General features: G+C 66.6%; 13 protein-coding genes. 2 read left to right on the plus strand and 11 right to left on the minus strand.

What is annotated here, in order from left to right:
* Window positions 1-408 precede the first annotated feature (408 nt).
* Window positions 409-981: a TIGR03809 family protein gene (locus BBTA_RS14080; protein WP_041750632.1), complete on the plus strand. Its 573-nt coding sequence runs from the start codon at window positions 409-411 to the stop codon at window positions 979-981.
* A gap of 37 nt (window positions 982-1,018) precedes the next feature.
* Here the strand turns inward: BBTA_RS14080 and BBTA_RS14085 are convergent, their stop codons facing one another.
* A complete protein-coding gene (locus BBTA_RS14085; protein WP_012043157.1) occupies window positions 1,019-2,395 on the minus strand; it encodes a TIGR03808 family TAT-translocated repetitive protein in 1,377 nt (458 codons plus the stop codon).
* A gap of 292 nt (window positions 2,396-2,687) precedes the next feature.
* On the opposite strand from BBTA_RS14085, the gene BBTA_RS14090 reads away from it, so the two are divergent.
* Entirely contained in the window at window positions 2,688-2,975 is a 288-nt protein-coding gene (locus BBTA_RS14090; RefSeq protein WP_012043158.1) for a GlsB/YeaQ/YmgE family stress response membrane protein, read from the plus strand.
* 16 nt (window positions 2,976-2,991) lie between these two features.
* Here the strand turns inward: BBTA_RS14090 and BBTA_RS14095 are convergent, their stop codons facing one another.
* From BBTA_RS14095 to BBTA_RS14140, 10 genes are all read right to left on the minus strand, one after another.
* Entirely contained in the window at window positions 2,992-3,648 is a 657-nt protein-coding gene (locus BBTA_RS14095; protein WP_012043159.1) for a pyroglutamyl-peptidase I, read from the minus strand.
* On the minus strand, window positions 3,645-4,637 hold the full coding sequence (meaB, locus tag BBTA_RS14100; RefSeq protein ID WP_012043160.1) for a methylmalonyl Co-A mutase-associated GTPase MeaB: 993 nt from the start codon (window positions 4,635-4,637) through the stop codon (window positions 3,645-3,647). Before meaB ends, BBTA_RS14095 begins: the two co-directional genes overlap by 4 nt.
* Before the next feature lie 35 nt (window positions 4,638-4,672).
* Window positions 4,673-5,449, minus strand: coding sequence for a DUF3298 and DUF4163 domain-containing protein (locus BBTA_RS14105; protein WP_012043161.1), 777 nt, complete (start codon window positions 5,447-5,449; stop codon window positions 4,673-4,675).
* Between the two features lie 122 nt (window positions 5,450-5,571).
* Window positions 5,572-7,728 (minus strand): methylmalonyl-CoA mutase, encoded by a 2,157-nt coding sequence (gene scpA, locus BBTA_RS14110; RefSeq protein ID WP_012043162.1) that lies wholly within the window; start codon window positions 7,726-7,728, stop codon window positions 5,572-5,574.
* Between the two features lie 228 nt (window positions 7,729-7,956).
* Window positions 7,957-8,421, minus strand: a complete 465-nt coding sequence (locus BBTA_RS14115) for a GFA family protein (RefSeq protein WP_012043163.1) — start codon at window positions 8,419-8,421, stop codon at window positions 7,957-7,959.
* A gap of 2 nt (window positions 8,422-8,423) precedes the next feature.
* Complete coding sequence (locus BBTA_RS14120) at window positions 8,424-10,289, minus strand: methylmalonyl-CoA mutase family protein (protein WP_012043164.1); 1,866 nt, start codon at window positions 10,287-10,289, stop codon at window positions 8,424-8,426.
* A gap of 100 nt (window positions 10,290-10,389) precedes the next feature.
* Complete coding sequence (gene folK / locus BBTA_RS14125) at window positions 10,390-10,881, minus strand: 2-amino-4-hydroxy-6-hydroxymethyldihydropteridine diphosphokinase (protein WP_012043165.1); 492 nt, start codon at window positions 10,879-10,881, stop codon at window positions 10,390-10,392.
* A 4-nt stretch (window positions 10,882-10,885) separates the two neighbouring features.
* A complete protein-coding gene (gene folB, locus BBTA_RS14130; RefSeq protein ID WP_012043166.1) occupies window positions 10,886-11,254 on the minus strand; it encodes a dihydroneopterin aldolase in 369 nt (122 codons plus the stop codon).
* Window positions 11,251-12,108 (minus strand): dihydropteroate synthase, encoded by an 858-nt coding sequence (folP, locus tag BBTA_RS14135; protein WP_012043167.1) that lies wholly within the window; start codon window positions 12,106-12,108, stop codon window positions 11,251-11,253. Before folP ends, folB begins: the two co-directional genes overlap by 4 nt.
* A 79-nt stretch (window positions 12,109-12,187) precedes the next feature.
* A complete protein-coding gene (locus BBTA_RS14140) occupies window positions 12,188-12,595 on the minus strand; it encodes a DUF4332 domain-containing protein (RefSeq protein WP_012043168.1) in 408 nt (135 codons plus the stop codon).
* Window positions 12,596-12,605 lie beyond the last annotated feature (10 nt).

Raw genomic sequence — 12,605 nt, forward strand, 5'->3', positions numbered from 1 at the left:
CCTGGGTAGTCGCTCCAAAAGGTTTGACGCTCAAACGCAACGATGAACTGCGCGCAGCCAGCTGCTTTCGACACCGGGGAGTGATTGATCACGGAGCTCGCATCGGGCGGCCGAGTTCGGGGCAATTCGAGTGGCGCGATGCTGTCGCAGCATGCGGAATGATGAAAAGGGCAATGGTCGAGATGGGGGACGCGAGAATCAGATGAGAGCCGGTGTCGGCTCTCACGCTCAAATTGTATCGATGCAGAGAGAGTGGAAAAAGAGCCCGTAAAGTCCGCGAAACTACGGGCGGCCGCCGAAAGAAGATGGCGTCATCTAGACTTTGTTAACCTTTTCCACAAAATATTCACGTCACGTTGCGTTGATTCGTGCCGAGTGCGTCCGTCCCTTCTTCTTGCGGGCTCCCCTATGACACATCGACTGGACGTGGCTTGCAGCCGCGAACTGGCTGAGCGCTGGTGCGCGCTTGCCGAACGGCGGCTCGATCACCTCACCGAACTCTACGAGAGCGGCCGTTGGCGGCGCTATTACACCGAGCAATCCCTGTTCGATGATCTCCGCAATGCCAAGGCGGCGGTGTTGGCTTGGCGGTCGCTGTCTGAAGCCCCGTTGCCGGCTGCGAGAGCCCGGCCGGTGCTGGAGCCGCTGTCCGTCGCGCCGCGCGTACCGACATCCTGGCTGCCGCCTGCGGCCGTCCAGGCGAAACCGATCGAGTTGCCGCGCTCGCTGGAGACCGTTCTTGCCGAATCCGAGATCATCGTGCCGATCGAGGACAACGTGGCCGAGGACGGTCTCGACGCTGGCCTGCCTGCGGAGGACGATTTCGAGGTCGAGCTGACCCTGGCGACGCCGCGCATCGACATGGCCGCCCTCGCGGAGGCCCTGAGCGTCGGTATCGGACCCGATGCTGATGACGATGCGCCGCTGGTCGAACTTGACGCCATCGAACGCCGCTATCCGGCGCTGGCGGTCGCGTACTGACACGCGCCGCGTTCGCCCGAATGACGCGCAAGGCGTGTCAGCTGCGTTGCACCGCGTTTGCGGTGACCACGAGCTGGCTGAATTGCTGCGTGCCGGCCTGCGTCAGATCCGCGGTCACCGGCTTGATGTGATCCAGCCCGATCACGGCGCCACGCGGCGTGCCCGAGATCATGTTGTTGCTGATGAGAGCCGTGCCGGCGCCGCGGACGACGGACACGCCGACGCCGGCCAGCGCGTTGCGGATCACGTTGCCGGAGATGACGACGTCCCTGAGATAGCGGCCCCAGCCGGCGACGATGCCGTAGGAGGGCGCGTTTTCCACGACATTGCCGGTTACCGAGGAATCCGCCTCGACATAGATGCCGATGCCGGCGTCGTCGTCGGGCGCGGTGCCGATCGGGCGCTTCGGGATCAGATTGCGGATGATGTTGCCCTGGACGACGGCGATGCGGCCGCCTTCGTTGAAGTTGCAGACGGAGACGCCGAAGGCGGCGCCATCCACCGTGTTGCCTGATATCACCGCGCCCTCGAACGCGAACTCCGAATAGAGCGCGACCTCGCGCATATCGGTCACGCTGTTGCCGACGATCTGGATGTTCGAGGCCGAGTTGCCGCGTACGGCCGAATAGTCGCAGTTCTTGATACGATTGCCGCGGATGATCACGTTGCCGGCGCGAAAGGCGTTGATGGCGTTGCCATACTGGCCGGAGCCGCCGGGGCCGGCCTTGATGTCCTCGATGACGTTGTCGAGCACCATCGTGCCATCGTCGCCGATCGCCGTGCGCAGGATCTCGATGCCGTTGTCGCGCGTGCCCTTGATGGTGTTGCGCGACACGATCAGCCCGAGCGCGTCGAATGACACGATCGCGGTGACCGCGATGTCGGTGAGGAGGTTGCCGCTGACATCGCCGGAGACCTGCTCGAGCCAGATGCCGCTGCCGCCGGAGCGGGCGATCTCGCAATCGATGACTCGGATATCGCGGGCGGCTGCAAGATGCAGCAGACCGCGGCGCTGGGGCAGGGCGATGCTGCCACCGTCGAGCGAGATGCCGTCGATGCCGGCGCCATCAGCGCCTTCGCCTGAGAGCAGCGACGGGCCGCCGCCGGTGAAGACGAGCTTCGTCGCGCCGCGGACGCCGATCAGCTGGGTGCCCCTGGCGAGTCGCAGCATTGAGCTTCTGTAGGTGCCGGGAGGCAGCGCCAGCGGTGCCTGGACCCGTGCCGCCTCGTCGATCGCGCGCTGCAGCGCGCGGGTCTGTTCGTCGGGACTGTTGGGCTTCACGCCATATTGCGTGGCATCGCGGCCGAGCGTGGAGATCTGCGGTGTGGCCTGTGCGGCATCGACCGGCAAGGCCAAAGCCCCGGCGGCGCCGGCGGCCGATCCGGCCAGAATGCGGCGGCGATTGACATCCATGGTCAGCGTCTCGCGCAAAAGATGATGGGCTGCCACGACTTAAGCCGAAAGCCTGAAAGCGGATGCTGAGGATCAGCGCCGGCGCCTGGGATTGTTGCCGGTAGGGTTAAAGCTTCACATCAGGCCGTCGTGGGCGTTTGGCCTATGCGCGGCGCGCGTGAGCCGAGCGAGCGGCTGTCATCGGACTGCGGACAGATGCCCCAAGCAGCTATTTGCCCGGACCACGTCCTCCTGACGGGAACCATCGGGACTCGCCGCGCTTGTTCCAGCTGGGATCAAGGAGGAGAGGGTCATGCATTTGTCCAATGAGAGTCTGCTGGTTATTCTGTTCGTCGGTATCGTGGCCGGGTGGCTCGCGGGCCGCGTCATGGAAGGTGGCGGCTTCGGCCTGATCGGCGATCTGATCGTCGGCCTCGTCGGCGCGTTCATCGGCAACTGGCTGCTGCCGCAGCTCGGTATTCATCTGGGTGTCGGACTGGTCGCCGCGATCATCAACGCCTTCATCGGCGCGGTGGTCCTGCTGCTCGTGCTGCGCCTGATCGGTGGCGGATTTGGCCGCCGGCGCCGCTGGAGCGCGTGATCTCCAACAAACGACGTCAGCTCGCGCGGCTGGATGCCTGTCGCGCGAGCTTGACCAATTCCATCAGCATGGCTTCGCCGGCATCGACCAGCGCCTCCAAGGTGATGCGCGGGCTGCCCTGCGGCAGCGCCGTCCCGGCGCGTGGCAGCGGCGGAATGTGGATGAACGCCGCGATGCGCGGACCATCGGCGGTCTTCGTTGCCTCGATCGCGCGCCAGCTCAGATAGTTGCAGAGATAGCTGCCGGCATCGCGCGAGGCCCGCGCATCGATGCCGGTGGCGCGCGCCGCGCGCAGCAGTCGGCCCATGTGCGGGCCGAACGGCATCGGATGCGCGCCCGGCACGATGACGCCCTTGCGGGCGATCTGGCGATCGGCATCGGGGAAGGTGGTCGTTACGGCGTTGCGAGCGCGGGTCTCGATGCGGAGATACGATGTCCGACCGGCGAGACCGAACATCAGCAGCGCATGCGGACGGCGCTCGGCGATCAGGGCCGGCAGTTCGCGATCGACGGTGCTGTAGGTGACGTGAAAAATGTGGCTGCTGATCTCGACATCGTCCAGCGCCGGCCGGCGCAGCGCCGACAGCCGCTTCACCAGCGGCATCGTCGGATTGGATGGCGCGCCGGGAAACGGGCCGAAGCCTGTCAGCAGGATGCGAAGCGGCTCGCTCACGTCAGCAGCTCCGCCAACTGCTCGGCGGCGAGCGCCGGTGCCACGCGGCCCTCGGCGACGTCGGTCTCGAGCTTCTTCACCTTTGTGCGGATCGACGGATCGGTGCGCAGCCGCGCCATCAGCCGCTGCTCCAGCATGGTCCACATCCACTTCACCTGCTGGTCGCGCCGGCGCGCGGCGAACTCGCCGGAGGCGATCATGGCCTTGCGATGATCGAGCACCTTCTGCCACAGCTCGGCGATGCCGGTGCCGGTCATCGCCGAATAGGTCACGACCGGCGGATGCCAGTGCTCGGAGCGGGGGGCCAGGAGATGCAGCGCGCCGCGATAGTCGGCCGCGGTGATGTTGGCGCGCTTGAGATTGTCGCCGTCGGCCTTGTTGATCGCGATCATGTCGGCGAGCTCGACCAGACCCTTCTTGATGCCCTGGAGCTCGTCGCCGCCGCCGGGCAGCATCAGTGCGAGGAAGAAGTCGGTCATGTCGCAGACCGCGGTCTCGGACTGGCCGATGCCGACGGTCTCCACCAGGATCACGTCGAAGCCCGCGGCCTCGCACAGCAGCATCGCCTCGCGCGTTTTGGCGGCGACGCCGCCGAGCGTGCCCGAGGAGGGCGACGGGCGGATGAAGGCGTGTTCGTCGTGAGAGAGCCGCGCCATCCGCGTCTTGTCGCCGAGGATGGACCCGCCGGTGCGCGCCGAGGACGGATCGACCGCGAGCACCGCGACCTTGTGGCCCTGCGCGATCAGGTGCATGCCGAGCGCATCGATCGTGGTCGACTTGCCGACGCCGGGCGAGCCGGTGATGCCGACGCGGATAGCGTGCCCGGTCTGCGGCAGCACCGCCTGCACCAGTTCGCGCGCCGCGGCCTGGTGGTCGGCGCGGCGGCTCTCCACCAGCGTGATCGCGCGCGCCAGCGCCGCGCGGCTGCCGGCGCGGAGATCGTCGGCCAAGACCGTCGTGTTTGGCTGAGCGGGGGAGCGGGAGGACATGCGCCCGTTATAGCGGATGCGCGCGGCCGGGCCAGCTAGTTGTCTTCCGCGTCCCCCTTCGGCCTGACGCCGCCGAAGATCGCCTGGCCCTCGGGGCTGAGATAGGGCTTCAGCGTCTCCCAGGGCACGAAGGCGACATACTGGCCTTCGGCATAGGGGCCGACCGCATAGGGCGGATAGTGGAAGGTGAGGCCGGAGCTCTTGCCGGTCTCCGTCGACGGCGCGAGCGTGACGGCGCCGATCTTCAAGAGCGCCGGCTCCAATCCCTTGAACCATTCGGCCGTGGCCGTCTCTCCGGCATCCCGCTTTGTCTTCTCAGCTTTCAGCGAGGTGATCACCGCCGCCAGCATCGCCTTCATCGTGGCACCATTGTCGGCGGTCTCGGTGAAGAAGGGGCGGATGCTGATCGGCTTGGCTGCAGACTTGTCCCACAGGATGGTGTTGACGTCGCTGTTGGGATGCGCGCCGCCCGTGTCCATGTAGTCGTCCCTGACGACGCTGACATAGCGATCGGCGACGACGGAGCGCAGCGAATATCTGCGCTCGAACGACCATTTGCGGTCGCGGAACAATTGCGGGTCCGCCTTGCGCTCCTTGGCGGCATCGGCGGCGTTCCTGTCGATCCATTTCTTGCCCTCAGCGAGGCAATAGGCGGCGAGCGGTCCGTCGGCCTTGATGGGCGCATCGAGCGTCACATTGGCCTCGACCGCCTTGGTGTTGATGGTGGCGTCCGGCTTGCGGTCGGCAGCGAGGGCAGGGGAAACGGCGAGCAGGCCGAGGAGCGCAGCAATGCAGATCGAGGTCCGCGTCATGGCAATCGATTTATCCAATGGGTGAAGATGCGTATCGCGGGGAGGAGCCGAGGTTCATGCCAACGCATTGGCGCGCGATCTGGCGACCGCGCGCCTGCCCATGCGCCTGCGAATCCGAAGGACTACTCCGCCGCCTCGCTGTGGCCGAGGCGGGCGTTGAGCTTGTGGATCAGCTCCTCGGCCGCATCGGCGATGACGGTGCCCGGCGGGAAGATCGCCTCGGCGCCGGACTTGGTGAGTGCGTCGTAATCCTGCGGCGGCACGACACCGCCGACGATGATCATGATGTCCTCGCGTCCCTGCTTCTTCAGCGCGGCCTTCAGCTCCGGCACCGCGGTGAGATGGGCGGCCGCCAGCGACGAGACGCCGAGAATATGCACGTCGTTCTCGACCGCCTGACGCGCCGCCTCGTCGGCGGTGGCAAACAGCGGCCCGATGTCGACGTCGAAGCCGATGTCGGCGAAGGCCGACGCGATCACCTTCTGGCCGCGGTCATGGCCGTCCTGGCCGATCTTGGCGACCAGGATGCGTGGACGCCGGCCCTCGGCCTCCTCGAACGCCTCGATCAGCGCCTGCAGCTTCTCGGCTTTGCCGGACATGGCGGCAATCTCCCGCTTGTAGACGCCGGTGATGGACTTGATCTCGGCGCGATGGCGGCCGAACACTTTCTCCAGCGCGTCGGAGATCTCGCCGACGGTCGCCTTGGCGCGCGCCGCGTCGATCGCCAGCGCCAGCAGATTGCCGTTGCCGTCGCCAGCCGAGCGCGTCAGCGCGGCCAGTGCGGCATCGACCTCGGCCTGCTTGCGCTCGGATTTCAGCCTGGAGAGCTTGTCGATCTGGAGCCGGCGCACGGTGGAATTGTCGACCTTGAGCACGTCGAGCGGCGGCTCGTCGGTCGGCTTGTATTTGTTGACGCCGATCACCGACTGCCGGCCGGTGTCGATGCGGGCCTGCGTCTTGGCCGAGGCCTCCTCGATGCGCAGCTTGGGCACGCCGGCTTCGATCGCCTTGGCCATGCCGCCGAGCTCCTCGATCTCCTGGATGTGGCCCCAGGCCTTGGCGGCGAGATCGCGGGTGAGACGCTCGACGTAATACGAGCCGCCCCAGGGATCGATGATCCGGGTGGTGCCGCTCTCCTGCTGCAGGAACAATTGGGTGTTGCGGGCGATGCGCGCGGAGAAGTCGGTCGGCAGCGCGAGCGCTTCGTCGAGCGCGTTGGTGTGCAGCGACTGCGTATGGCCTTGCGTCGCCGCCATCGCCTCCACCGCGGTGCGCACCACGTTGTTGTAGACGTCCTGCGCGGTCAGCGACCAGCCCGAGGTCTGGCTGTGGGTGCGCAACGACAGCGAGCGCGGATCCCTGGGATTGAACGGCTTCAGGAGCTTCGCCCACAACAGCCGCGCGGCGCGCAGCTTGGCGACCTCCATGAAGAAGTTCATGCCGATCGCCCAGAAGAACGACAGCCTTGGCGCGAAGCGGTCGACGTCGAGCCCGGCGGCGATGCCGGCGCGTAAGTATTCGACGCCGTCGGCCAGCGTGTAGGCGAGCTCGAGATCCTGCGTCGCGCCGGCTTCCTGCATGTGATAGCCGGAGATGGAAATGGAATTGAACTTCGGCATCTTCTGCGAGGTGAAGGCGAAAATGTCGGAGATGATCCGCATCGAGGGCGTCGGCGGATAGATGTAGGTGTTGCGCACCATGAACTCTTTCAGAATGTCGTTCTGAATGGTGCCCGACAGCTTTTCCGGCGGCACGCCTTGCTCTTCGGCGGCGACGACGAACAGCGCCAGGATTGGCAGCACTGCGCCGTTCATGGTCATCGACACGCTCATCTGGTCGAGCGGAATGCCGGCGAACAGCGTGCGCATGTCGTAGATTGAGTCGATCGCGACGCCGGCCATGCCGACATCGCCGCCGACCCGCGGATGATCGGAATCATAGCCGCGATGGGTGGCGAGATCGAATGCGACCGACAGGCCCTTCTGTCCCGCGGCGAGGTTGCGCCGGTAGAAGGCGTTGGAATCCTCCGCGGTGGAGAAGCCGGCATATTGCCGGACCGTCCAGGGCTGGTTGACATACATGGTCGGGTAGGGACCGCGCATAAACGGCGCGATACCCGGCCAGGTGTCGAGGAAGTCGATGCCGGCGAGATCAGCCTCGCCATAGGCGGGCTTGACGGGAATGCCTTCGGGCGTCAGCCACGGTTCGGCGCTGCCCGCCGGCGCAGGGGCTGCCGTGGGCGCGAAGGCGATGTCGGCGAAATCAGGTATGCGGCTCATTCCCTGGCGTCCTCAATTGCGGCTCTGTTCAGTTCGTCGCTGAACGTTGTTCTTGTACACCGGATCGTCAAAGCCTCTGCCTTGCTACGTCTTCGCCATGGACGAGGTCCATGCCCATGGCGCGGATCGCAGCAGCCACCACACAATACATTCAACTGCGAAGATGATGATGAGCGTCCAGATCATGGTCCTCTCCAACATCTCCAAGCTGATGCCTGACCAGGTCGCTCAATCATGGTCCGGATGCTGATGGCTGACGATGGTAGCCATCTTCTCCGGCCCGTAATTCTGCTGCGTGGTCTGGCTCGGCAAATTGGCGATCGCAACCACCCAGCCGAGTCGGGATTCCGAACCGAACTGGCGGGTCGGCACGACACGGTCGGGCCGGTCGAAGGTTCCGGTCATGATCTCGATCCGCGGTCCATCGATGCCGCCGAAGCCGAGCGGCGTGCCGCAAGCGGGGCAGAAATACCGATCGGCGATCGAGGAGGAGCGGAACGTGGCAGGCGTGCCGCGTGTCCAGGTCAGGTTCTCGCGATTGATGTCGGCGAACGATGCGAACGGCGCCCCCGAGGCCTTCTGGCACATCCGGCAATGGCAGATGCTCACGCGCGTCGGCGCCGCCGTCAGCGCGTAGCGGATCGCGCCGCATTGGCAGCCGCCGGTCAGGACGGGTTTGCTCGCCTCGGTCATGCTCACTCCAGATGCGTATAGGCGTCTTCGAGTGTCTTCAGCGCGTCGCCGCCGGCGAACACGAAGCTGCCGATTCCGGCCTCGCGCAGCGCAGCCTCCTGCTCGCCGCCGCGGCCTGCCAGATAGATATGTCGGGCGCCGGCGGCCTGAAGGGCTTGGGCCACGGGAACCGCGGTCTCCGCATAGACCTTGTCCGACGAGCAGAGGCAGACGATGGCGGCTCCCGACGCGCGGTACGCGTCGGCGAGCGCGGCCGGATCGGCGCCGCCCGGGCCGTCGACCGCTGTGATGCCGCCGGCTTCAAAGAAGCTGCGGGCGAAAGTGGCGCGCGCGGTGAAGTCCGCGGCGGTGCCGAGATTGGCGAGGAAGATGGCGGGCCGCTGGCCTTTGCTCTTGAGCAGGGCGTCAGAGCGGTCGCGCAGCCGTTCGAACGCGTCCGCGAGACGGATCGGCGCGAGCGCAGCAAAGGTAAGAGCAGCCTTGGCAGCCGGTTGCGGAGCTAGCGGTGCGACCGCGTCGACCGCGACTTCGGCCTCATTGAGGTTCGGAAACTCGCTGGCGCCGGTGAGCACGTCGCGACGCTTGGCGAGATTGGCGTCGCGCGCCTGTTTCACCGCGGCGATCTTCGACTGGATCAAGCCGGCCTGCAGCGCGGCCACGACACCGCCGGCTTTCTCGATCTCCTGGAACAGCGTCCAGGCGGCGGTGCTCAGCTCGTTTGTCAGCGCCTCGATGCCGCCGGCGCCTGCCGCGGGATCGGCCACGCGGGCGAGATTGCTCTCTTCGAGCAGCACCAATTGCGTATTGCGCGCGACGCGGCGCGCAAAGGCATCGGGCAGGCCGAGCGCCGCGGTGTGCGGCAGAACCGTGATCGCATTGGCGCCGCCGAGGCCGGCTGCGAAGGTCGCGATGGTCGCGCGCAGCATGTTCACATAGGGATCGCGCCTGGTGAGCATACGCCACGCGGTCTCGCCGGAGATGAAGAGCGGCTTGGGTGCCAGCCCGCACGCGGCCTCGATGCGCGCCCACAGCCGGCGCAGGCTGCGGAACTTCGCCAGCGTCAGGAACTGATCGGTGTCGGCGGCGAGCCGCGCATAGATCATGTCGCGCGCAGTCTCCAATGCGACGCCGCCGGCTTCGAGCGCGCGCAGATAAGCGACAGCGGAGGCGAGCACGAATGCCAGCTCCTGCGCCTCCGATCCGCCGGCATCATGCACGACGCGTCCATCGGCCGCGAGGAACGGGCCCTTGAAGCCGCCAGCGTGCAACTGCTTGACGAGTTCGACGGCGCTGCCGGCGAGCTTCGCTGCATCATGCGCGCTGGCGCCGCGGCTGGCCGCGTCGCCGATCGGATCGAGGCCGAAGCGGATCTCGCAAGCCGCCGGCGCAAAGCCGCGCTGTCTGACGTCGGCGGCCAGCAGCGAGGCTGCCGATATCGAGGACTCGCCGAGCTGCAATTCAATCGCAATCGCAGCGTCGAGATGGACGCCCTGAAGCGCGCGCGCCAGCGCGTCCGCGGTGGCGGCGAGCCCGAAGCCATGCGCGGCATTGGCGCCGGCAAAGACCAGCGTCAACCCGGTCGCGCCATTTTCCAGGTCGAGCAGGGCCTGCGCGTTGGCCTTGGCCGGATCGGGATGATCGACGCGCTGCATGATCTGCCACGCGGCGGCTGGCGCACGTCCGACGACGGGGGCGGCGTCCTTGGCACGCGGGTAGATCGGCTGGATCTTGAGTCCGTCATAGGTCTTGCCGACCAGTTTCTCGAACGCCGCGCCCTTCAACACGCCATCGACCAGCTTGCGCCAGTCCGCCTCGCTGGCCGGCGCGAAATCGGCGGCCAATCGCAGCTGTTCGGTGTCGGTCGTCATGCGGCTCGTGTCTCCCGGGCGTCTGTTATCGCGATTATTGTGGCGCAAAATGCCACGTCGCGACCGCCAAGCCAAACGGTTGTTTGGCCGGAGATGTCAGCTATTCGGCTGACGGCAACGCCCGGATTCCGTCGCGCGAAACGCCCCGCAGCGCCTCGTCGACCCGGCGGCCGGCGATCCGGCGATCCGGGGCGATCTCCGCCAGCGGCACCAGCACGAAGCCGCGCTCGAACAGGCGCGGATGGGGCAGGGTGAGGTCGGGCGTGTCGATGGTCAGGTCGTCATAGGCGATGAGATCGAGATCGAGCGTGCGTGGACCCCAGCGGGTCTCCTGGGCCCGGTTACGGCCGAACATGCGCTCGACCTCGTGCAGTTTCGCGAGCAAAGCCTGCGGTGCAGTGGTGGTCTCGATGGCGATGCAGGCGTTGACGAAGGGCGGCTGCTGCTCCTCGCCCCATGGCGGGGTGATGTAGCCGGATGACCGCGCCACAAGGCGCGCGGAGGCGCGCCGGCAGATCTCCGGAATGGCCTGGCGGAAGGTCGTGCGGACATCGCCGACATTGCCACCGAGAGCAATCAGCGCGCTGGCCATCGCGTCACGGATGCCGCGAACGTGTCAGCACCACGCCGACATCCTCGAAGATGGCGGCGATCGGAGCATGCGGCTTGTGCACCGTCACCTTGACCGCGCGGATGCGGGCGAAGGTCGCCAGGATCGCATCGGCCACCGCGCCGGCGGCGCGTTCGAGCAGGCGGTAGTTCGTGTCCTTGAAGGCCGCGGTCGCGGTCTCCACCACGTCGGAATAGGACACGGTATCGGCCAGGCGGTCGCTGCGCGAGGAGGCCGACAGGTCGGTGTCAAGCTCGAGGTCGATGACGAAGCGCTGGCCGACTTCGCTCTCATGCTCCATCACGCCGTGGCGCGCATGGATCAGGACGCCTTTGATGAAAATCCGATCGGTCATCGCTGTGCCTCGATTGCCGCGGCCACACGCACGGCTTGAACGGTTTCGGCAACGTCATGCGCCCGGATGATCGCAGCGCCGCGCTGAGCGGCCATCAGATGCGCCGCGATCGATCCGCCGAGACGCTCTCGGGGCTCCGACTCCACCACGGTGCTGATGAAGCGCTTGCGCGAGGCGCCGACCAGCAGCGGCAGTCCGAAGCGCGCCAATTGATCGAGCCGCGCCAGCGCCGTCATGCTCTGCTGTGGAGTCTTGCCGAAGCCGATGCCGGGGTCGAGCACGATGTTGCCGGCAGCAATGCCGGCCTTGGCGGCGATCTCGAGCGAATGCGCGAAGAACCGGAGCATGTCCTCGATAATGTCGATGTCCGGATCGACCGTGACGCGGTTGTGCATCACCACGACCGGCGCGCCGTGCACGGCGACGATCTCGGCCATTGCGGGATCACGCTGCAGGCCCCAGACATCATTGGCGATCTGAGCGCCCTGGTCCAGCGCGTAGGCGGCAACTTCAGCTTTCATGCTGTCGATGGACACGGGCACGCCGAGTGCAACGATCGCCGGCAGGACGGGGCGCAGGCGGGCCAGTTCCTCCGCAGCGGTCACCGGCTCCGCACCCTTGTAGGGCCGGGTCGATTCGGCGCCGATATCGATGATCTCGGCGCCCGCCGCGATCATGCTTTTCGCCTGGGCGATGGCGCGGTCCGGTGCGTCAAAACGGCCGCCATCGGAGAAGGAATCCGGCGTGACATTCAGGATGCCCATCACCGCCGGATAGGGGCGCGCCAGCCACGGCCGCAGCAGCGGGTGGCTTGATGCGAGATCCGATGCGGCGTGCGGCGAAATGGCGCTCATGGCCGCCGCTTTGCGCGGTTGCTACGAGCGAGTCAAGGTGTCGCGCTGCAACAGCCGCGCGCATCCCGCCAGCCGCCGTTCAATAGCTGATCTTCGGCTCCAGCCGCCGCGCTTTTTCGATCAACTGCCCGACCGATTTCTCCGACGGCAGGATGCGAACCAGCTTCCGCCTTGTGTTCACTTCCTTGATGTTCTGCGCCAGCCGGGCGGGATTGCGGTGCGCCAGCTCGCGCACCGTGGTGACGCCGGCGGCCCGCACCAGGCAGACCTTGGCCCGGCCCATGCCGGGAATGCGCATGTAATCGGCGGCATTGGCCCAATCGAGCAGCAGCTGCTCGCTGATGCCGGTCTTGGCGGCGAGCGCCTTGCGGCCTTTGACCGTGCGGGCGGCTTCGAGGAACGAGTCGGTGGTCCGGATGCCCAAGGCTCTCAGCTTCGAGGCATAGAAGGACGTCATGCCTTCGAGTTCGGTGATTGGATATGTCATGAATACTCAG

Origin of the sequence: Bradyrhizobium sp. BTAi1, assembly GCF_000015165.1 — a bacterium.
Taxonomy (GTDB): domain Bacteria; phylum Pseudomonadota; class Alphaproteobacteria; order Rhizobiales; family Xanthobacteraceae; genus Bradyrhizobium; species Bradyrhizobium denitrificans.

Bases quoted from the DNA above. Each gene is read 5' to 3' on its own strand.
- BBTA_RS14090 (WP_012043158.1), top strand. From the start codon at position 2,688: ATGCATTTGTCCAATGAGAGTCTGCTGGTTATTCTGTTCGTCGGTATC.
- BBTA_RS14140 (WP_012043168.1), bottom strand. From the start codon at position 12,595: ATGACATATCCAATCACCGAACTCGAAGGCATGACGTCCTTCTATGCC.
- BBTA_RS14105 (WP_012043161.1), bottom strand. From the start codon at position 5,449: ATGACGCGGACCTCGATCTGCATTGCTGCGCTCCTCGGCCTGCTCGCC.
- BBTA_RS14080 (WP_041750632.1), top strand. From the start codon at position 409: ATGACACATCGACTGGACGTGGCTTGCAGCCGCGAACTGGCTGAGCGC.
- BBTA_RS14085 (WP_012043157.1), bottom strand. From the start codon at position 2,395: ATGGATGTCAATCGCCGCCGCATTCTGGCCGGATCGGCCGCCGGCGCC.
- meaB (WP_012043160.1), bottom strand. From the start codon at position 4,637: ATGTCCTCCCGCTCCCCCGCTCAGCCAAACACGACGGTCTTGGCCGAC.
- folP (WP_012043167.1), bottom strand. From the start codon at position 12,108: ATGAGCGCCATTTCGCCGCACGCCGCATCGGATCTCGCATCAAGCCAC.
- BBTA_RS14120 (WP_012043164.1), bottom strand. From the start codon at position 10,289: ATGACGACCGACACCGAACAGCTGCGATTGGCCGCCGATTTCGCGCCG.
- folB (WP_012043166.1), bottom strand. From the start codon at position 11,254: ATGACCGATCGGATTTTCATCAAAGGCGTCCTGATCCATGCGCGCCAC.
- BBTA_RS14115 (WP_012043163.1), bottom strand. From the start codon at position 8,421: ATGACCGAGGCGAGCAAACCCGTCCTGACCGGCGGCTGCCAATGCGGC.
- folK (WP_012043165.1), bottom strand. From the start codon at position 10,881: ATGGCCAGCGCGCTGATTGCTCTCGGTGGCAATGTCGGCGATGTCCGC.
- scpA (WP_012043162.1), bottom strand. From the start codon at position 7,728: ATGAGCCGCATACCTGATTTCGCCGACATCGCCTTCGCGCCCACGGCA.